Annotated in this window: 19 protein-coding genes and 1 pseudogene; 11 read left to right on the top strand and 9 right to left on the bottom strand. The window is 70.9% G+C overall.

Going from position 1 to position 18,652, the window contains the following annotated elements; translation table 11 throughout:
* Window positions 1-46: 46 nt before the first annotated feature.
* Window positions 47-634: a hypothetical protein gene (locus ACFWYW_RS01440; protein ID WP_379609043.1), complete on the top strand. Its 588-nt coding sequence runs from the start codon at window positions 47-49 to the stop codon at window positions 632-634.
* Here the strand turns inward: ACFWYW_RS01440 and ACFWYW_RS01435 are convergent.
* Window positions 631-1,545: a threonine/serine dehydratase gene (locus ACFWYW_RS01435; protein ID WP_379609042.1), complete on the bottom strand. Its 915-nt coding sequence runs from the start codon at window positions 1,543-1,545 to the stop codon at window positions 631-633. The two genes, ACFWYW_RS01440 and ACFWYW_RS01435, sit on opposite strands and share 4 nt — an antisense overlap.
* Window positions 1,546-1,629: 84 nt before the next feature.
* Here ACFWYW_RS01435 and pip point away from each other — a divergent pair, with 84 nt between their 5' ends.
* Window positions 1,630-2,586, top strand: a complete 957-nt coding sequence (pip, locus tag ACFWYW_RS01430; RefSeq protein WP_379609041.1) for a prolyl aminopeptidase — start codon at window positions 1,630-1,632, stop codon at window positions 2,584-2,586.
* Here the strand turns inward: pip and ACFWYW_RS01425 are convergent.
* Complete coding sequence (locus ACFWYW_RS01425; protein WP_379609040.1) at window positions 2,583-3,164, bottom strand: phosphatase PAP2 family protein; 582 nt, start codon at window positions 3,162-3,164, stop codon at window positions 2,583-2,585. The two genes, pip and ACFWYW_RS01425, sit on opposite strands and share 4 nt — an antisense overlap.
* A gap of 75 nt (window positions 3,165-3,239) precedes the next feature.
* Window positions 3,240-3,548, bottom strand: coding sequence for a hypothetical protein (locus ACFWYW_RS01420; RefSeq protein WP_379609038.1), 309 nt, complete (start codon window positions 3,546-3,548; stop codon window positions 3,240-3,242).
* A gap of 78 nt (window positions 3,549-3,626) precedes the next feature.
* Between ACFWYW_RS01420 and ACFWYW_RS01415 the strand changes: the two genes are divergently transcribed.
* Window positions 3,627-4,421 (top strand): universal stress protein, encoded by a 795-nt coding sequence (locus ACFWYW_RS01415; protein ID WP_379609037.1) that lies wholly within the window; start codon window positions 3,627-3,629, stop codon window positions 4,419-4,421.
* Here the strand turns inward: ACFWYW_RS01415 and ACFWYW_RS01410 are convergent.
* A complete protein-coding gene (locus ACFWYW_RS01410) occupies window positions 4,414-5,523 on the bottom strand; it encodes a glycosyltransferase (RefSeq protein ID WP_379609036.1) in 1,110 nt (369 codons plus the stop codon). The genes ACFWYW_RS01415 and ACFWYW_RS01410 overlap by 8 nt on opposite strands.
* Window positions 5,520-6,458 (bottom strand): glucosyl-3-phosphoglycerate synthase, encoded by a 939-nt coding sequence (locus ACFWYW_RS01405; RefSeq protein WP_379609035.1) that lies wholly within the window; start codon window positions 6,456-6,458, stop codon window positions 5,520-5,522. The genes ACFWYW_RS01410 and ACFWYW_RS01405 overlap by 4 nt, the downstream gene beginning before the upstream one ends.
* 105 nt (window positions 6,459-6,563) lie before the next feature.
* Here ACFWYW_RS01405 and ACFWYW_RS01400 point away from each other — a divergent pair, with 105 nt between their 5' ends.
* Both ACFWYW_RS01400 and ACFWYW_RS01395 read left to right on the top strand, forming a co-directional pair.
* Complete coding sequence (locus ACFWYW_RS01400) at window positions 6,564-7,514, top strand: Gfo/Idh/MocA family protein (RefSeq protein WP_379609034.1); 951 nt, start codon at window positions 6,564-6,566, stop codon at window positions 7,512-7,514.
* Complete coding sequence (locus ACFWYW_RS01395) at window positions 7,507-8,607, top strand: zinc-binding dehydrogenase (protein WP_379609032.1); 1,101 nt, start codon at window positions 7,507-7,509, stop codon at window positions 8,605-8,607. The genes ACFWYW_RS01400 and ACFWYW_RS01395 overlap by 8 nt, the downstream gene beginning before the upstream one ends.
* A 9-nt stretch (window positions 8,608-8,616) precedes the next feature.
* Here ACFWYW_RS01395 and ACFWYW_RS01390 read toward each other — a convergent pair.
* The 3 genes and pseudogenes from ACFWYW_RS01390 to ACFWYW_RS01380 all read right to left on the bottom strand — a co-directional run.
* Window positions 8,617-9,738 (bottom strand): annotated as a pseudogene (locus ACFWYW_RS01390) (hypothetical protein); the annotation flags it as partial.
* Between the two features lie 50 nt (window positions 9,739-9,788).
* Window positions 9,789-10,574: a sugar phosphate isomerase/epimerase family protein gene (locus ACFWYW_RS01385; RefSeq protein WP_379609031.1), complete on the bottom strand. Its 786-nt coding sequence runs from the start codon at window positions 10,572-10,574 to the stop codon at window positions 9,789-9,791.
* The gene (locus tag ACFWYW_RS01380) at window positions 10,571-11,527 is read right to left on the bottom strand and encodes a zinc-binding alcohol dehydrogenase (protein ID WP_379609030.1); all 957 of its coding nucleotides are present in this window, start codon (window positions 11,525-11,527) and stop codon (window positions 10,571-10,573) included. The genes ACFWYW_RS01385 and ACFWYW_RS01380 overlap by 4 nt, the downstream gene beginning before the upstream one ends.
* 191 nt (window positions 11,528-11,718) lie before the next feature.
* On the opposite strand from ACFWYW_RS01380, the gene ACFWYW_RS01375 reads away from it, so the two are divergent.
* The 5 genes from ACFWYW_RS01375 (at window position 11,719) to ACFWYW_RS01355 (ending at window position 16,968) form a co-directional block, all read left to right on the top strand.
* A complete protein-coding gene (locus ACFWYW_RS01375; RefSeq protein ID WP_379609029.1) occupies window positions 11,719-12,606 on the top strand; it encodes a sugar phosphate isomerase/epimerase family protein in 888 nt (295 codons plus the stop codon).
* Window positions 12,607-12,693: 87 nt separating this feature from the next.
* On the top strand, window positions 12,694-14,067 hold the full coding sequence (locus ACFWYW_RS01370) for an ABC transporter substrate-binding protein (RefSeq protein WP_379609028.1): 1,374 nt from the start codon (window positions 12,694-12,696) through the stop codon (window positions 14,065-14,067).
* Window positions 14,064-14,972, top strand: coding sequence for a carbohydrate ABC transporter permease (locus ACFWYW_RS01365; protein ID WP_379609027.1), 909 nt, complete (start codon window positions 14,064-14,066; stop codon window positions 14,970-14,972). Before ACFWYW_RS01370 ends, ACFWYW_RS01365 begins: the two co-directional genes overlap by 4 nt.
* Window positions 14,959-15,804 carry a carbohydrate ABC transporter permease gene (locus ACFWYW_RS01360; protein WP_379609026.1) on the top strand — a complete coding sequence of 282 codons (846 nt, stop codon included), beginning with the start codon at window positions 14,959-14,961 and terminating at the stop codon, window positions 15,802-15,804. The genes ACFWYW_RS01365 and ACFWYW_RS01360 overlap by 14 nt, the downstream gene beginning before the upstream one ends.
* A 3-nt stretch (window positions 15,805-15,807) precedes the next feature.
* Window positions 15,808-16,968 carry an ROK family transcriptional regulator gene (locus ACFWYW_RS01355; protein WP_379609024.1) on the top strand — a complete coding sequence of 387 codons (1,161 nt, stop codon included), beginning with the start codon at window positions 15,808-15,810 and terminating at the stop codon, window positions 16,966-16,968.
* On the opposite strand, the gene ACFWYW_RS01350 is transcribed toward ACFWYW_RS01355, so the two are convergent.
* Window positions 16,965-17,720, bottom strand: coding sequence for a helical backbone metal receptor (locus tag ACFWYW_RS01350; protein ID WP_379609350.1), 756 nt, complete (start codon window positions 17,718-17,720; stop codon window positions 16,965-16,967). The genes ACFWYW_RS01355 and ACFWYW_RS01350 overlap by 4 nt on opposite strands.
* Window positions 17,721-17,860: 140 nt before the next feature.
* On the opposite strand from ACFWYW_RS01350, the gene ACFWYW_RS01345 reads away from it, so the two are divergent.
* On the top strand, window positions 17,861-18,652 hold the full coding sequence (locus ACFWYW_RS01345) for an SAM-dependent methyltransferase (RefSeq protein WP_379609023.1): 792 nt from the start codon (window positions 17,861-17,863) through the stop codon (window positions 18,650-18,652).

The raw sequence follows: 18,652 nt of genomic DNA, 5'->3' as shown, positions 1-18,652 counted from the left end.
CTGGCGAATGCCCAGACTGAGGCGATCGTCCGGTTAGATGGGGCGAGTGAGTGTTGAGCTGATGCTCTGGCGGGAACCAGAGCCGATCACCCGAGATCTCGCCCGCAAGGGGTACTTGGCGGCCAAGAAGGACGCTCCGGGCGGCACGCTGCCGCCGTACGCCGGCGAGCTGCCCGGGAAGCTCACGGCCTACACCGGCGGGCACGTGCTGGTGACCATGGACCTGGAGTCCATGGACGAGATGTCCGGCCGGGTCTTCGCCGTCGCCGGCGCACACGGCCTGGTCTGCTACGACCCCCAGCGCGACCTCGTCCACAACGCCGGGCCACGCGGCGCCTACGCGGGCATGCAGCTCCACACCGGCGACGGCATGATCGTCACCGACCCGGACCTGGGCCTCGTCCACGACGCCCTGGCCACGCTCTCCGCCCAGAACCCCTTCGTCGCCCTCGTCAACTTCGGCCGCCACTTCATGCAGGTCTCCCCCGAGCCGGGGGGTTACGAGCTGGAGTACAAGGAGGGCGGCACCCTCCACCGCACGCTCGTGCCCGACCTCGCGGAGATCCAGCGGGCCTTCGGCGAGTACGCCCGCGACGAGCGCGGATTCCTGACCCGGCTCGCCTGGTCGTCCTAGATCACCGAGCGGAAGAGCTCGGGATCCACGTTGCCCCCCGACAACACGATCACCGTCCGCCCGGCCGGCGCCCGCCCCGCCAGATAGGCAGCGGTCGCGGTCGCCCCGCTGGGCTCGGCCACCAGCCGGGCCGTCCTGGCCAGATGGCCCATGGCGGCACGGATCTCGTCCTCGGAGACGGTCACGATGTCGTCCAGCCGTTCCCGCAGATGGGCGAAGGTCAGCTCGGACAGGTCCGCCCGCAGCCCGTCGGCGATCGTCCTGAACGTCCTGGCCGGCTCCCACGACACCACCCGCCCCGCGCGCAGGCTCTCCCGCGCGTCGGCCGCCAGTTCCGGCTCCACCCCGACGACCTTGGCCTCCGGCCTGAGCGCCCTGACCGCCGAAGCGATCCCGGAAGCCAGCCCACCCCCGCTCACCGGAACCAGCACCACCTCGACATCCGGCAGATCAGCCACGATCTCCAGCCCGATCGTCCCCTGCCCCGCGATGACCGCCGGATGGTCGTACGGCGGCACCATCGTCATCCCCCGCTCGGCCGCCACCTTCTCCGCCGCCGACACCCGCTGCTCCGGCGGCACCACCACCAGCTCGGCCCCGTGCCCGACGATCGCCTCCGCCTTGACCCGAGGCGTCCCCTCCGGCACCATCACGACACACGGCACACCCAGCAGCTTCGCCGCGTACGCCAGCGCCTGCCCGTGGTTCCCCGAAGAGTGGGCCACCACCCCCTGCGCCCCCGCCAGGGAGACGGCCGCGTTGTAGGCGCCCCGGATCTTGAAGGAGCCGACCCGCTGCAGGCTCTCCGGCTTGATCCACGCCTCACCCATGGCCACCAGCGGAGTCCTCACCACCACGGGGGCGATCCGCTCGGCAGCGGCCCTGATGTCATCCAGCCCAACCAGCTTCATGTCGCCCATCATGCTTCATCTCCCAGAAAATCCCCGTTGAGCACGTGCCTTGGCCAGAGGCCACGCATGGAATCATGCCGAACCATGAGACAGCTCTACCCGGCCATCGAGCCCTACGATTCCGGCCTTCTCGACGTCGGAGACGGCGACCAGATCTACTGGGAGGTGTGCGGCAACCCGGACGGCAAGCCCGCGGTCATGCTCCACGGCGGGCCGGGCGGCGGGTGCACCGGCAAGCACCGCCGCCAGTGGAACCCGGAGCTGTACCGCATCGTCCTGTTCGACCAGCGCAACTGCGGGCGCAGCACGCCCCACGCGAGTGACGCGGCGGTCTCGCTGGAGCACAACACCACCTGGAACCTGGTGGCGGACATGGAGAGGCTGCGCGAGCACCTCGGCATCGAGCGCTGGCAGGTGTTCGGCGGGTCGTGGGGCAGCGCGCTGGCGCTGGCCTACGCGCAGAAGCACCCGGAGCGCACGACGGAGCTGGTACTGCGCGGCATCTTCACGCTGCGTCCCCAGGAGTTGCACTGGTTCTACCAGGAGGGCGCCTCCCACCTGTTCCCCGACCTGTGGGAGGGGTTCGTGGCGCCGATCCCGCCCGGGGAGCGCGGCGACCTGCTGGCCGCCTACCGCGCGAGGCTGGAGAGCTCCGATCCGGCGGTGCGGGTGCCGGCCGCCAAGGCGTGGGCGCAGTGGGAGGGCTCGACGGTGACGTTGCTGCCCGATCCGGAACTGGTGGCGGAGTTCGGCGAGGAGCGGATGGCGCTGGCGTTCGCGCGCATCGAGAACCATTACTTCACGCACGACGGGTGGTTCACGCCGGAGCAGCTCATCCGGGAGGTCGGGAAGATCCGGCACATTCCCACCGTGATCGTGCAGGGCCGCTACGACGCCTGTACGCCCATGGCGACCGCCTGGGACCTGCACAAGGCGTGGCCGGAGGCGGACTTCCACGTGGTGAACGACGCCGGGCACGCCTCGACCGAGCCCGGCATCGTGGACCGCCTGGTGGAGGCCACCGACCGGTTCGCCCGTTAGGCGGCGAGGGCCAGCCGGTCGCGTACCAGGCGGACGAGGGGTGTGACCGCGCCGACGCACAGCAGCGCGACCAGCGGCGCGATCACGAGCCCGAGCGCGAACCCGGCGGCCACGTCGTGCGGGTAGTGCGCGCCGACGAACACGCGGGAGAACGCCATGATCGCCGCCAGCGGGAGCACGACCCAGGCGAGGGCCCGCCACGCCAGGATGAGCGCGCCCGCCGCTCCGGCGGCGATCACGGAGTGGTTGCTCGGGAACGACCAGTCCCCGGCCGGCGGGCAGGCGGCCACCGTGGTGATGCCGCGGCACGGCCGTTCCTCGCGCACGATCAGCTTCACGATCTCGCTCACGACATAGGCGACGATCACCGCCGCGGGTCCGACGAGGGCGATGGCCAGTTCGCGGGCGGGTGCGCGGCGGGCGCGCCACCAGCACAGGACGAACAGGGCGGCGAACACGAAAAGCCCGGCGTCGGTGCCCACCTCCGCGAAGGTGTGCACCCAGCCGGGCGTGCCGAGGGCGAAGTCGACGATGTCGCGGTACAACACATGTCCAATCGATGAAGAAACGATGGACATGACCTTAATGATCTTACCGAGTGGTTTCGTCGGCAGTTCGGCCAGGCGTCATCGGCCATTCGGCCGATAGCGGGGTCAGGCGGTACCGGTGAGGATGCGGGCGAGATCGAGCTGTCGCTGCCTGAGCTCGCCCTCCGTGATCAGCCCGGTCTCGAAGGCGTCCTCGGCCGCCGCGTGCTCGGCGACGTAGTAGGCGGCCATGATCTCGCTGCGCAGCGGGGTGAAACCGCGCTGTACGCACTCGGCGAAGACGCTGACCTTGCCTTCGAGGGTTTCGCGGGAGATGGTGCAGTCCAGTTCGTGCGCCTTGAGCTGCTTCACGGCTTCCCTGAGGGTGACCTGACCGCCGGAGCCGTTGAATTCCGTGTCTGGTGTGATCTTCACTTCGCGTGCGCCTCCAAGAGTTCACAACGTCTGACGGAATCCGCGTATTCCCTGCTCAGAGCGGGTAGAGAGGGATGCGTGATCGGTGCGCACGTGATCGTCGGGTACACCGGCGACGCTGGAGGACGGGACGCGCTCGCGCTGGGGACCGCGATCACGCAGGTCACCGGCGGTGAGCTCACGGTGGCGACCATCTACCCGCCGGGCAGCCCCGGCCAGGCGGTCGAGGCGCAGGCGAACCTGGCCCACGCCGCGGGCGAGCTCGGCGAGCGGCCCGCGGAGTACATGGCGTTCGAGAGCCGCGGCGCCGGCCGCGGCCTGGCGGTGCTGGCCAGCCGGATCAAGGCGGACCTGATCGTGGTCGGCTCCGCGGACGGCGGGCAGCACGGCCGCATCGCGATCGGCAGCACCTCCGACCACCTGCTGCACCTGTCGAGCGAGGCGGTGATGCTGGCCCCGGCCGGCTACCGCCCGCCGGCCGCGCCGACCCGGCTGACGCTGGCGTACGTGCACCGGCCGCAGTGCGACGAGGCCGTGGAGCGGGTGGCCCAGGCGGCGCTGCTGCTCGGGGTGCCGCTGCGGCTGATCACGCTGGACCTGCGCACCGACGACGCCGGCCGGCTGCGCGACGACCTCGCCCTCGCCGTACGGCTGGCGTGGGAGGGCACCGGCATCGAGGCCGAGGCGGAGATCGCCGAAGGCTACGACGTGGCGGCCGCGATCGGCGCGGTCGAGTGGCCGCCCGGCGACCTGCTGGTCTGCGCGAGCAGCGAGGACGCTCAGGCGCACCGGGTCTTCCTGGGCGAGCTGGCGATGAAGGTGCTGCGCGCCTCGGTCTGCCCGGTGGCGGTACTGCCGCGGGGCTTCAACTGAGCCGGGCGTAGAGCTCCAGGTAGCGCTCGGCCATCACGGACGGGGTGAACCGGGCGCGGGCCTCGCGGCGGCACTCCTCCGGGTCGAGGTCGCCGACGCGCCCCAGCCACTCGGCGAGTTCCCCCTCGCTGTCCGCCAGGAAGCCCGTACGGCCGTGCTCGACCAGTTCGGGCAGGCAGCCGCGGCGCAGGCCGACCACCGGGACGCCCAGGGCCAGGGCCTCGACCACGGCGGTGCCACCCGGCTCGTCCCACTGCAGGGGGAAGAGGGCGGCTCTGGCGCTGCCGTAGAGCTCGTCGCGCCGGTCCCCGGCGACGCCGCCGGCCCAGCGGATCAGCTCGCCGTCCAGGTGGGGGGCGATGTGGTCGCGGTGGTAGCGGACGTCGGGGTGTCCGTGGAGCGGATGTTCCGGGTCTTCCAGGACACGTTCCAGCTCGGCGGGGCCGCCGAGGCCGCTGACCGGGCCGGCCAGCACCAGCGGCAGGCCGAGCTTCTGGCACACGCGGACGGCGACGTGCTGGCCCTTGAGCGGGCAGATCCGGCCCATGACCACGAGGTGCGCGCCGCGCGGGAAACGCAGGTCGCGCTCGGCCAGCGGGGTGGCCAGGTGGACGGCGCCCACGGCGGCGGCGCGCAGGGCGGCGGGAGCGCGGGTGAGCTGGTCGTGGGAGACGCCGTTGACGGCGATCTCCCGGGGCCAGGCGCCGTAGAAGCCGGGGTGCTTGCGCAGGTCCCAGTGGAGGGTGTGGAGCACCGGCGGCCCGCCGAGCGCCGACAGCACCGCGGGGCCGACGACCTCCAGATGATCGTGGACGAGGTCGATGTCGTCGCGGCCGCGTAACTCCCGCGCCACCCGCGCCTGGTGGGCGTGGGCAAGCCCCATCACCTGGTTGTACGGCTTCTGCAGGTGGGCGAACTGCCCCTCGGGGAAGGCGGCGACCAGTTCGTCGGCCTCGACGGTGCTGGACCCCACCGAGGCCAGCACCACGCGTACGCCCCGCTCGCGCAGCGCGGGCACCAGCGTGGCCACCACGTTCTCGATCCCGCCGTAGCCGGGCGGCGGCACCTCCAGCCACGGGCCGGCGTTCATCAGGATGTTCACGCGACGTCCTCCTCGATGGCCAGCGAGGCCAGCGGCGGGCGCTCGGCCACGGACACGTCGGCGCGGGCGGCCCGCCGTTCGGGGTCGAACTGGAGCAGGCTGTGCGCGGGCGCCGCCGCCGACACCACCCGGCCCTGGCGTTCGAGCCTGGTCCACGCGGTGAGCATGATCTGGGCGGCCATGCGGCCGAGCGCCGCCGTGGACTGGTGCGCGTGGGTGCGGCAGCCCAGGTCCACCTGGGCCATGGCGTCCAGGCCGACGAGTTCGAGCAGGTCCACCAGCAGGCCGAGCTCCACCCCGTACTCGGTCGCGAACGGCACGCGTTCCAGGGCCGTCCGCCGGCCCGCGTACTCGCCGCCTAGCGGCTGGACGAACCCGGACAGCTCCGGCCACCACAGGTTGAGCAGGGGCCGGGCGACGAGTTCGGTGACCCGGCCGCCCTCGCCGCGCCGGCCGTTCAGCGGCCGTTCGTAGGCGCCCTTGACGAAGTGCACCCCCGTGTCCAGCAGCAGCGGCCCGAGCAGGCCGGTGACGAAGGAGGAGGGGAAGTCGCGTAAGTCGGCGTCGACGAAGACGACGAGGTCGCCGGAACTGGCGGCCAGCCCCTTCCACAGGGCCTCGCCCTTGCCCGACAGCGGCGGCAGGTGGGCCAGCACGTCGTCCTGGCGCACGACCGTGGCGCCCGCGGCGGCGGCCACGGCGGCGGTGGCGTCGGTGGAGCGGGAGTCCACGACGACGATCTCGTCCACCAGGTCGGCGAGGTCGCGGCGGATCACCGAGACGATCGGCCCGACCGTGCGTTCTTCGTCGCGGGCCGGGAGAACCACGCTCACCGTGGTCGCCCCCTTGGCGGCCACCAGTGTGTCCGGCGACCAGTCGGCGGCTCTGCTGGTGCGCCGCCGGTACCAGTCCCGGACCCGCGGATCCGTCTCCATGCGCTCACCCCGATCGTCTCAGGTCACGGATGGCGACACATGCCCTGCCGATAGGAGTTCGAACATTTTCGTTTGTTCATCAGCGGATGTGGGATATGCCATCCTGTGTCGCCAATAACTCGAATCGGCATCATAGGTGCTGGAAATGTCGCCGCCCGTCACGCAGACGTGCTCTCGTCATTCCCCGACGTGACGATTGCCGGAATCGCCGACGCGGTTCCCCACAAGGCCGAAGCACTGGCCTCTCGGCATGGCTCCCTGGCCTACGGGAGTCACACCGACCTGCTGGACGCCGGCGGACTGGATGCCGTCTACGTGTGCGTGCCGCCTTTCGCGCACGGTAACCCGGAGACAGATGCTTTGTCGTGCAATCTCCCGCTTTTTGTAGAAAAGCCGTTAGCAACTGATCTAGAAACCGCGGAAAAGATCGCCGCCGAGATAACCCGCCGCGACCTTCCCTCCGCCGTCGGTCACCACTGGCGTTACCTCGACATCCTGGGGAAAGCCCGCGAACTGCTCGCCGGCCGCCCCGTACGGCTGGCCCTCGGCCACTGGCTCGACAAGGTGCCGCCCGTGGACTGGTGGCTGCGTACCGAGACCTCCGGCGGCCAGATCGTCGAGCAGGCCGTCCATGTGCTGGACCTGGCCAGGGTGCTGGTGGGCGAGGTCGCGATGGTGCACGCCGTACCGTCGGAGGGGGCCGCGGACGGCGAGATCGACCGGGCCACGGCGGCGGTGCTGCGCTTCGCGGGCGGCGCGGCGGGCACGCTGGCCGCCACCAGCCTGTGCGCGGGCAAGCAGCGCGCCGGGCTGGAGGTGCACGCCGAGGGCGTCACGCTCGACCTGGGCGAGGAACGCCTGGTCGTCGACGGGCGCACGGTGATCGAGGACGGCGGGGCCGCCAAGATCCACGTGGACAGGGAGTTCGTCAACGCGGTGCGGGGGAAACCGGCCGACGTACGCGTGCCGTACCACGAGGCGCTGAAGACGCACCGTCTGGCGCAGGCGGTCGCGCGGTCGGCGGCCACGCGGGAGCCGGTGGTGCTGGATGGCTGAGGTGCTCAGCATCGACGGGCCTGAGCGCGTCAGCCTGATCTCGGAGCCGATGCCCATGGCGGCGCCGGGCGGCTTCCTGGTGGAGACCGTCTACAGCGGCGTCTCCGCCGGGACCGAGCTGACCTACGTCAAGGGCACCAACCCCTACCTGAACACCTCGTGGGACCCGGCGCTCGGGTTGTTCGGCACCGGCGGGCCGGTGATGGCCTACCCGGTGCGCGGCATCGGCTACATGCAGGTGGGGATGGTGGTGGACAGCCGCACCGACGCGGTCGCCGTGGGGCGGATCGTCGCGATGGCCTACGGGCACCGCACCGCCTACGCCGCCGACCCGCTGCGCGACCGCTTCGTCGAGCTGCCGGCCGACCTCGACCCGCTGCTCGGGATCTACGCCGCGCACATGGGGCCGATCTGCGCCAACGGCCTGCTGCACGCGGCGCACGACCTGCTCGGGCCCGGCGCGCGCGACCTGCTCGACGGGGTGCGCGGGCGGCGGGTGGCGGTCGTCGGGGCGGGCGTGGTCGGGCTGCTGGTGGCGGCGTTCGCGGCGGGCGCGGGAGCCGGGACCGAGGTCGTGGTGGTCGACGAGACCCCCGCGCGGCTGTGCGTGGCCGCCGCGCTCGGCGTGGAGACGCTGCTGGCCGAGGACGCGTTCCAGCTGAAGCGCCGCTGGCGGCACGGCCCGAACGACCACGGCGCCGACGTGGTCTTCCAGTGCCGCGGCCAGGAACGGGCGCTGGCACTGGCGCTCAAGCTGCTGCGCCCCCAGGGCAGCGCGATCGACCTGGCCTTCTACACCGGCGGCGCCGGCCTGGTACGGCTCGGCGAGGAGTTCCACCACAACGGCCTGAGCCTGCGCTGCGCGCAGATCGGCCGGGTGCCGCGCGGCATGGCCCACGCCTGGGACCGCGACCGCCTCTCGCGCGAGACCGTCGAGCTCCTGCACCGCATCGGCCCGTGGCTACGTGAGCACGTGATCACCGACGTCGTCCGCTTCGGCAAGGCGCCCGAGCTCCTTCGCGACCTCGCCGCCCGCCGCAGGGAGGCCCTCCAGGCCGTGCTCTGCCGCGACGTCCAGGATGAGCGCGGCTGACCAGCTGAAGTCCCGGCAGCCGTGCCCGGCGCGGGTGAACGGGTCGAAGTACTCGCGAAAGCCCGACCGGGCCACCGCGCCGACCATGCCGTCGGCCAGCGCCTCGGCCAGGTCGGGCCGGCGGTGCCGCAGCCCCTGCCAGACCAGCCAGGTCAGGTTGAGCCAGCTCGGCCCGCGCCAGTAACGGGCCGGGTCGAACTCGGGGGTGCCGGGGGCGTAGCTGGGCAGCAGCCCGTTCTTGATCTCGAAGCGGTCGAGTGCGGTGCCGATGAGCGCGTGGGCGATCTCGCGCGGCAGGTCGGGCAGCATGAGCGGGACGAGCCCGGCGGCGCTCTGGGAGCGGATCGGGCAGCCGGTGCTCGCGTCGCGGGCGTGGAACAGGCCGTCGTCGTAGAGGTGGGCGACCATGGCCGCGGTGATCTCGGCGGCCTCGCGGTGGTGCGGGTCGGGGTCGAGGCCGATGGCCTTGGCGATGCGGGCCAGTGACGTCTCGGCGACGCCGTACGCGGCGTTGAACAGCGGATCCTCGACCGCGAACGCACCCGCCCTGCGGTAGCCGGTGTCGCGGTAGGCGCGGGCCAGCGCGGTGTAGCGCTCGTAGTCGCGGTCGGTGGGCCGCTCGTCGGCGCTGACGTGGGCGAGGTCCCTGCGCCGCGCGCCCATGGGCCCGGCCTGGACGGCGGCCAGCGGCTCGTCCCAGGCGGGGCTGTTGTCCATGCCGGACTCCCACGGGTGCACGATCGAGATCAGGCCGTCCGCCGAGCGGCGCGCGGTACGCAGGAACCGCTGCTGGGCCACGAGCCGCGGGTAGATGCGGCGCAGGAAGGCGGGATCGGGGTCGGCCAGGTGGACTCGCCAGGCGGCCAGCGCGTGCACCGGCGGCTGCACGATGCCCGAGGTGGCCGAGCCGGAGGGCGCGCGGACCTCCCAGACGTCGGGGCCGGGGAAGTAGGCGCCGTCGGGCACCTCCGGGTTGAAGACGATGTGCGGCACCCGCCCGTCGCGCCACTGCGCGCCGAACAACGACAGCAGCTCGGACCTGGCCCGTCGCGGCGACCAGCGGGCGTTGCCGATCGCGACGAAGGCCGAGTCCCAGCTCCACTGGTGGGGATAGAGCCGCCGCGAGGGCACGGTGTAGCTGCCGTCCCAGTTGGCGACCAGGACGCGCACCGCCTCGCGGATCACAGGAACTTCCTGACGAACGCCGCGGTCTGCGGCAGCACGATCTCCGGCTCGCCGCGAAGCCGGCACTCCAGCGCCAGATAGCCCTCGTACCCGGTGGCGTCCAGCGCGGCCAGCTGGGAACCCCAGTCGAGGTGCCCGGTGCCGGGCTGGTTCCTGTTGGACTCGCTGATCTGCATGTGCGCGAGGTACGGCGCGGCCTCCACCAGCGATCGGCAGGGATCGTCCTCCTCGATGTTCATGTGGTACGTGTCGCCGACGACCTTGATCGCGTCCATGGAGCAGTAGGACACCGCCTCGGCCAGGGTGTTGACCATGTGGTTCTCGTAGCGGTTGAGCGGCTCCAGCATGATCAGCACGCCGTTGCGCTGCGCGTGCTCGCCGAGCACCCCGAGCGCCTCGGCCAGCACCTCGCGGTCCTCCCCCGGGCTGCGCGGCGGCTCGAACGGCGGCAGCCGCCGCGAGAACTGCCCCCACGAGGCGGGCGTCATGACCCCGATCCCGCCCAGCTCGGCGATGACCGTGAGCTGGGAGCGCACCTGCTGGATGGCGTCGGTGCGCTTGGCGGCGTCGAAGTCGCCGATGAAGTGCGGCATGTCCACGCAGACGGTCGGCATGACCACGCCGTCGGCGAGCGCCCGCTTCAGCTCGGTCAGCCGCCCGGCGAAGTGGAAGTCGCCCTTCCCACGCAGCTCGATCGCGTCGAATCCGGCATCGACCGCGAAGGCGAACTTCTCCTGCAGGGTGCGCCCCGGCAGCAGCTGCTCCTGTACGGCAAGCTTCACGCTGGCTCCTTGAACTTGAAGACGAGTTGGAGCACCTCCGACGGGCGGCGGTCGATCAGCTCGAAGGCCTCGGCCGCCTGGGCGGCGTCCATGACATGGCTGACCAGGTCTTCCGCGCGAACCTCGGCGCGGTGGACGAGCTCCATGAACGTGCGCTGGAGCCGTTCCACGTCCCATCGGTGCGCCAGCCACGCGGCCACGCCGCCGATCTGCGAGGCGATGAGCTGCACCTGGTTGTGGTGGAACTCCTCGCCGAGCCGCAGCCCGAGCCCGTCGCCCTGGTAGAAGCCGGCCGCGACGACCCGGCCGCCCCTGCGGACGGTCCTGATGGCCTCGTGCAGGCCGGTATGGCTGCCGCTGAGCTCGATGGCGACGTCGGCGCCCACGACGCGCTTGCGGATGAACTCGGCCACCGAGCCCTCGCGCACGTCGTAGGTCTCGGCGGCGCCGAAGCGCCGGGCGAGTTCGAGCCGCTCGGGGATGGCGTCGGCGGCGACCACGCGGGCGCCGCTGAGCACGGCGAGGCGGGTGGCGAGCAGGCCGATGACGCCCTGGCCGAAGATCGCGACCTGGTCGCCCAGGTGCAGGTCCGCCGCGTGGACGGCGTTGAGCGCGATGGCGCCGACGCGGGCGAAGACGCCGGTCAGCGGGTCCGCGCCGGGCGGCATGAGGTGCCCGGCGAGCCGCTCGGCGGGCACGACGGCCTCCTCGCGGTGACCCCAGATGCCCCAGACGACGTTGCCCACCACCGGCTCGCGTACGTCGGGAGCGGCCTCGACGACCTCGCCGACCTCCTGGTAGCCCCAGCCGGTCAGCGGGTAGGCGTGTGTCCGGCCCTCGACGAACAACCGCTGTTCGGTATCCCACTTTTTCGTGAGATACGGGTTGGTGCCGCGATAGGCGGTGAGTTCCGTCCCCGCCGAGACACCTGAGTAGATCGTGCGGACCCGCACGCAGCCCGGCTCCAGCTCACCGGTTGGCTCCAGACTGACGCGGACAGCACCTGGCCCTTGAATGGTGATGACGTGCATTCCCCACACTTACGCTTTTTTATCAAACAAAAGTCACGGATTTAGTGCTTGTTTGCACGCGATAGTTGTGTAATCAGCACTCGCAAGTCTACGACTTTTGTTGGAGGTAGCCGATGAAATTGGGGTTCCTAACAGCGTGTCTTCCGGAAAGCAACCTTTCCGACATCGCACGCTGGGCCGTCGACCAGGGATTCGAAGCCCTGGAAGTAGCCGGATGGCCGGCAACGGATGACCGAAATCACATCAGAGTAGAGCGTTTCGATGAGATCGAATACGAGCGGGTCAGGCGAATCTTCGCGGACACCGGACTCACCCTTTCCTCGATCGCCTACTACGAGAACAACCTGCACCCAACCGAAGGGCCGCAGGTGAACGCGCACGTGCGGCACTGCGTCGAGGCGGCCGCCGCGCTCGGCTGCCCGACCGTGGGCACCTTCGTCGGCCGCGACGCCGCGATGACCGTGCACGACAACCTCAAGAAGGCCGAGGACGTTTTCGGCCCGCTGGTCGAGCACGCCAAGGGGCACGGGGTCGATCTCGTCATCGAGAACTGCGTCATGAAGAGCTGGCACCCCGATGGATACCCGGGCAACCTGGCCTACTCGCCCGAGCTGTGGGAATGGATGTTCGGGCTCGGGCTCAAGCTCAACTACGACCCCTCGCACCTGGTGGCGCTGGGCATCGATCCGGTGGCGGCGGCGCGGCCGTACGTGTCGGAGATCGCGCACGTCCAGGCCAAGGACACCGAGATACTCGGCGGCCTGATCGACCACACCGGGTTCCACGGCCCGATCGGCGGCGAGAAGGGCTGGTACCGCTTCCGGGTTCCCGGCCGCGGGCAGGTCGACTGGACCCGGGTCATTGACGCACTTCAGGAAGGCGGGTACGACGGGGTGGTGTCGGTAGAGCACGAGGATCCGGTGTGGAGTGGCGACCCGGCGAGGGTCCGGACCGGTCTCGGGATCGCCTATCACACGTTGCGGCCGCTCATCGCGGGGTAAAGGCGGCCCAACCCCTTTCGCGGGGGCCTTGCCGGAGACCTGGCGTCGGGCTGCTCGGAGCGCCGGGTGCAGACCGAGGAGCGTGCCATGCCAGGAAAGGCAACCGCCGTTCTCAGCGCCGCCGCGCTGGTCGCGGCCATGACCGCCTGCGGGGACGGCGGCGGGGGCAGCCGGCCCGCCGCCGCCACCGAGATCACCGTCTGGACCGAGGAGAACCTCCCGGACCGGATGGACGTCCAGAACAAGATCGTCAACGAGTTCACGCAGAAGACCAAGATCAAGGTCAAGCTGGTGCCGGTGGCCGAGGACCAGTTCAGCCAGACGCTGACCGCGGCCGCCGCCGCCGGCGACCTGCCCGACGTGATCGGCGCGCTCCCCCTGGCGGCGGTACGCGAGATGGAGGCCAACGACCTGCTCGACACCGAGACGCCGGGCAAGGTCGCCGACCGGCTCGGCCGCGCCACCTTCTCCAAGCGGGCGCTCGACCTCAACACCGCCGACGGCAAACTGCTGGCCGTGCCCAGCGACGGCTGGGCCCAGCTGATCCTCTACCGCAAGGACCTGTTCGAGAAGGCCGGGCTGGAGCCGCCGGACACCTACGAGCGGCTGCAGGCCGCCGCCGCCAAGCTGCACGGCCCCGACGTCGCCGGCATCACGCTGGCGGTCGCGCCCAAGGACTCCTTCACCGCCCAGAGCTTCGAGCACGTGGCACTGGCCAACGGCTGCGAGCTGGTGGACGGCTCGGGCAACGTCGCCCTGGCCTCGCCCAACTGCGTACGGGCCTTCACGTTCTATTCCACGCTGGCCAAGCAGTACTCGGTCAAGGGCAAGCAGGACGTCGACTCGACCCGGGCCACGTACTTCTCCGGCAAGGCGGCCATGATGATCTGGTCGTCGTTCATCCTCGACGAGATGGCCGGGCTGCGGAACGACGCACTGCCTTCCTGCACGGCGTGCCGTACCGACAAGGAGTGGCTGGCCGCGAACACCGGCGTGGTGACCGCGCTGAAGGGCCCGGACGGCGCCGCGCCCGCGCAGTACGGCGAGATCGTCTCCTGGGCCGTCACCCGCGACGCCGCCAAGGACTCGGCGGCCACGTTCGTCGCGTACATGATGAACGAGGGCTACGAGCGCTGGATGGGCATGGCGCCCGAGGGCAAGTTCCCCACCCGGCCGGAGTTCGCCGGCGTGTGGGCCAAGCTGCCCGCCGGGGTGGACACCAAGAAGCCGCTGGCCGAGCTGTACCCTGCCGCGACGCTGGAGGCGCTGCGCAAGAGCCCCGACACCTTCGGCCGCTGGGGCATCCCGCAGGGGCAGGGCAAGCTGGTCGGTGTCACGATGGGCGAGCTGCCGGTGCCCAAGGCGCTGAGCGGGATCGTCGAGGGCTCGCTGACGCCCGAGGCCGCCGCGGCGCAGGCCAAGGCGGACGTGGAGAGCATCAAACGCGGGATCCGCCAGTGAGGGGGACGCTCCGGCAGCAGGAGGGCAGGGCCGGGCTCGCGCTGATCTCGCCCACGCTGGTGGTCACGCTGGTCGTGGTCGTGGTGCCGCTGTTGTGGGCGGTCATGCTGGCCTTCCAGGACGTCCGGCTGATCAACATCAGGCGGGTCGGGATCTTCGGCCACTACACGCTGGAGAACTTCACCTACGTGATCTCCGAGCCGGGCTTCTGGTCGGCGCTGGTCAACACGCTCGTCTACACGGTCGCCGGCACCGCGCTGTCGATCGCCGTCGGGCTGGTGGCCGCGCTCGCGCTCCGGGACAGGTTCCCGGGTCGGACGCTGGTCAGGGCGTCGATCCTGGTGCCGTACGTGGCGCCCGTGGTGGCCGTGGCGTTCCTGTGGGAGGTGATGCTGAACCCGCAGTACGGCATCGTCAACACCTGGCTGAGCGAGCCGATCGCCTTCCTGTCGCAGGCCCGCGGCACCTTCCTGGGCATCGAGGTCCCGGTGGCGCTGCTGACGGTGATCGCCTTCGAGGCCTGGCGGTACTTCCCGTTCGCCTTCCTGTTCATCCTGGCCCGGCTGCAGGCCCTGCCCAAGGAACTCGACGAGGCGGCCGTGGTCGACGGGGCCACGCCCACGCAGCGCTTCCGCTACGTGATCATGCCGCAGCTCTGGCGGATCATCGCCCTGCTGTCGGTGCTGCGCTTCGTCTTCACCTTCACCAAGTTCGACGACGTCTACCTGCTGACCGGCGGCGGCGCCGGCACCGAAGTGGTCTCGGTGCGCGTCTACAACTTCCTGACCGCCCGCGACGACATCGGCGCCTCGGCCGCGCAGGCCATCGTGCTGGCCGCGGTGCTCGTCGTCTTCCTGGTGATCTACCTGCGCTTCTTCTCGGGAGGTGCGCGTGAGCAGGGATAGGTTCGAGCGCGCGCTGCTTCGCGCGCTGCGGCCGCTGGTGATCGCCTTCCTGTTCGTGATCACCGCGTTCCCGTTCTTCTACATGGTGATGCTGTCGGTACGCGACATCCAGGAACTGATACTCGAACCCGGATCGCTCTGGCCGAACGCCTTCACCCTGAGCACCTACGCCGACGTCCTGACCCGGCAGGGCTTCCTGACCTTCATGGGCAACAGCGCGATCATCGCCGTCTCCTCGGTGGCGGTCACGCTGCTGATCTCCATCCCGGGCGCGTACGCCGTCGCCAGGCTGCGCTTCTTCGGCCGCCGGCAGGTGCACTTCCTGTTCCTGGCCGTCTACCTCTTCCCCGCCATCGTGCTGGCCATCCCGCTGTTCGTGCTGTTCACGATGATGGGCCTGCGCGGCTCCCTGGCCGGTCTGATCCTCGTGTACATCGCCCAGACCGTCCCGGTCACCGTGTACATGCTGCGCAACTACTTCGAGACCGTCCCGCAGAGCGTCGAGGAGGCGGCGGCCATCGACGGCTGCTCCCGGGTGGAGACCATCTGGCGGGTGGTGCTGCCGCTGTCCAAGCCGGCGCTCATGGCGACGGGACTGTACGCCTTCATGATCGCCTGGAACGAGTTCTTGTTCGCCCTGCTCTTCCTGGTCGAGCGGCGGGAAAGATGGACGGTCTCCCTCGGGCTCTCCCAGCTCGCGGGCAGTATCGAGATCCCGACCACGGTTCTCATGGCAGGATCGGTGGTTCTGACGCTGCCCATCGTGATCGTCTTCTTCGCCAGCGAGCGGCTGCTGACCGAAGGGCTCACCGCCGGGGCGGAGAAGGGATAGGCCATGCTCACGGCAGGGCAGGTGCTCCAGCTCATCAGGAACGGCTCCTGCCGCACGCGCAAGGAACTCATCGAGTTCACCGGCCTGTCCCGCTCGACGATCACCGACCGGGTCGACCGGCTCATCGAGGCCGGATACATCCACGAGTCCGGCGTCGCCATCTCCGGCGGCGGGCGCCCGCCGTCGGTGCTCGACATCGACTCCACCAACCGGTTCGCGCTCGTGGCCGACCTCGGCGCCGGCCACGCCCGCGTGGCGCTGACCGACCTCGCCGCCCGCCCGCTGGCCGAGGAACACACCGAGATCCGCATCGAGCTCGGCCCCGAACCCGTCCTGACCTGGGTGCGCCAGGCCTTCCAGCGCCTGCTCGACCGGACCGGGCACTCCCGCGACCGGGTCTGCGGCATCGGCGTCGACCTGCCCGGCTCCGTCGACCACGCCTCGGGCCGGGCCGTCAGGTCGTTCCTGATGCCCGGCTGGGACGAGTACCCGATCGCCCAGGCCATCGGGGCCGGCTTCGACGTGCCGATCCTGGTGGAGAACGACGCCAAGGCGATGGCGCTCGGCGAGTGGTGGACCCACTGGCGCGAGACGCCCTCCCTCCTGCTCATCAAGGTCTCCACCGGGATCGGGGCGGGCATCGTCATCGACGGCCAGATCTACCGGGGCGTGGAGGCGGCCGCGGGCAACCTCGGCCACGTACGGCTGCGCGACAGCGACGACCGGGTCTGCACCTGCGGCTCACGCGGCTGCGTCGCCTCGCTGGCCAGCGGTCACGCGCTCGCCGTCGACCTCGGGCAGGCCTCCAGCCGCGACGTCGTCCGGCTGGTGCAGGCCGGTGACCCCACGGCCATCGCGCGGGCCCAGGAGGCGGGCCGTACGCTGGGGATCGTGCTGGCCACCGCGGTGAGCCTGCTCAACCCGGGAGTCCTGGTGCTGGCCGGTGACATGGCCGAGACCCGGGAGCATTACCTGACGGGTATCAGGGAGAGCGTCTACCGGCGGAGCCTGCCGTACACGACCCGCAATCTCGACATCGTGACCAGCGCGCTCGGCGGGCGCGCCGGCATCGTGGGCACGGCGGTCATCGTGACGGAGCACGTCCTGTCCCCCGACGCCGTGGACGCGGCGCTGGAAGGTCCCCCGCTGGCCGATCGCGCCTAGGTACGGCCCAGCGCCTGGCCCAGCAGGGCGGGGGCGACGGCCAGCGACGGCCCGTACCACGTGAGCAGGCGCCCGCTCACCAGCGCGCACGGCAGCCCGGGAAAGGCCTCGGGGCCGTCGCCGGCGGAGAAGGCGTAGGGCTCGTCGGGCAGCACGACCAGGTCGGGGGCGGCGGCGACCAGGTCGGGCAGCGGGATCTTGGGATAGCGCTCGGCGTGCCCCTCGTAGAGGTTGTCGACGCCGAGCCGCCGCAGCACGTCACCGGTGAAGGTGCCGCTGCCCACGACCATCCACGGGCGCCGCCAGATCGGTACGACGGCGCTCGCGCGTACGGCGGGCTCCGGCAGGTCCCAGGCCGCCCGCGCCGCGGCCAGCCAGGGCGGCGCCGTGGTACGGCAGGCCAGCTCGAACATCCTGGCCAGCGAGGTGAACGCCTCCTCCACCGTCCTGATCACCGTCACCCAGACCGGGATTCCGGCCTCCCGCAGCGCCAGGATGTCCGGCTCGCGGTTCTCCTCGAAGTTGGCGAGGACCACGTCGGGCCGCAGCCGCACGATGGCGTCGAGGTCGGGGTTCTTGGTGCCGCGCACGCGGGTCACGTCCAGGTCCGCGGGGTGCGAGCACCAGTCGGTCGCGCCGACCAGCGACTCGGGCACGGTGGCGGCGACCGACTCGGTCAGCGAGGGGACCAGCGAGACGATCCGCTTCACCTGGTCCGGCACCGCCGAAGGGGCGCCGGTGTCGTCGCTCAGCACACGGCCCAGTATCGCGTACCGCGTCCTATAGCACGGTGATCCCCTCCCGGACGTTATGGCCGATCTCGCGCCACGTCACGGGTTGAATACGTAGGATCGCAGCAAAGGCCGACTATTCGTGATCGGGGGATCACCGGTTGGACCAGAGGAGTTCGAGGGGCTTCGATCCGAACAAGCCCAACGCCGCCCGGCTGTACGACTATTACCTGGGCGGCAAGGACAACTTCCCGGCCGATCGGGCGGCGGCGGAGAAGATCTTACGGGTGGCGCCCGAACTGAGGGCCGCCGCCCGCGCCAACCGCGCCTTCCTGGGACGTGCGGTGAGACACCTGTCGGGGCAGGGGATCACGCAGTTCCTGGACATCGGCACCGGCCTGCCCACGCAGGGCAACGTGCACGAGGTCGCGCCGCCCGGCGCACGGGTGGCGTACGTGGACAACGACCCGGTCGTGCTCGTTCACGCCAGGGCGCTGCTGGCCCTCGACAGCGACACCTCCGTGGTCCACGGCGACCTGCGCCATCCCGAGGAGATCCTCAAGGACGGCGAGCTCGGCATCGACTTCGACCGCCCGGTCGGCATCCTGCTCGTGGCGGTGCTGCACTTCGTCGCCCGTTCGGAGGACCCGGGCCGGATCATCGCGACGCTCAGGGACGCGATGGCGCCCGGCAGCTACCTCGTCCTGTCCCACGGCACCAGCGACGCCCGCGCGGCGGCGGTGACCAAGGGCACCGAGGTCTACCAGAACTCCGCCAGCCCGCTGACGCTGCGCAGCAGGGACGAGATCGCGGCGTTGTTCGACGGCTTCGCGATGGAGGAGCCGGGTGTCGTCTGGCTGCCGGAATGGCGTCCCGACGACACCGACATGATCGACTTCCCCGGCCAACCGGAGAAGTCGCTCATCCTCTGCGGAATCGGCCGGAAGACCTGA

It is taken from the genome of Nonomuraea sp. NPDC059023, assembly GCF_042740095.1.
Lineage (GTDB): Bacteria > Actinomycetota > Actinomycetes > Streptosporangiales > Streptosporangiaceae > Nonomuraea.
Note: the sequence above shows the minus strand (reverse complement) of the source record. Positions and strands in the feature narration are given on the sequence as shown.

Excerpts from the sequence above, each read along its gene's own strand:
- ACFWYW_RS01435 (WP_379609042.1), bottom strand. The coding sequence starts at position 1,545 with ATGAAGCTGGTTGGGCTGGATGACATCAGGGCCGCTGCCGAGCGGATC.
- pip (WP_379609041.1), top strand. The coding sequence starts at position 1,630 with ATGAGACAGCTCTACCCGGCCATCGAGCCCTACGATTCCGGCCTTCTC.
- ACFWYW_RS01425 (WP_379609040.1), bottom strand. The coding sequence starts at position 3,164 with ATGTCCATCGTTTCTTCATCGATTGGACATGTGTTGTACCGCGACATC.
- ACFWYW_RS01405 (WP_379609035.1), bottom strand. The coding sequence starts at position 6,458 with ATGGAGACGGATCCGCGGGTCCGGGACTGGTACCGGCGGCGCACCAGC.
- ACFWYW_RS01395 (WP_379609032.1), top strand. The coding sequence starts at position 7,507 with ATGGCTGAGGTGCTCAGCATCGACGGGCCTGAGCGCGTCAGCCTGATC.
- ACFWYW_RS01375 (WP_379609029.1), top strand. The coding sequence starts at position 11,719 with ATGAAATTGGGGTTCCTAACAGCGTGTCTTCCGGAAAGCAACCTTTCC.
- ACFWYW_RS01370 (WP_379609028.1), top strand. The coding sequence starts at position 12,694 with ATGCCAGGAAAGGCAACCGCCGTTCTCAGCGCCGCCGCGCTGGTCGCG.
- ACFWYW_RS01355 (WP_379609024.1), top strand. The coding sequence starts at position 15,808 with ATGCTCACGGCAGGGCAGGTGCTCCAGCTCATCAGGAACGGCTCCTGC.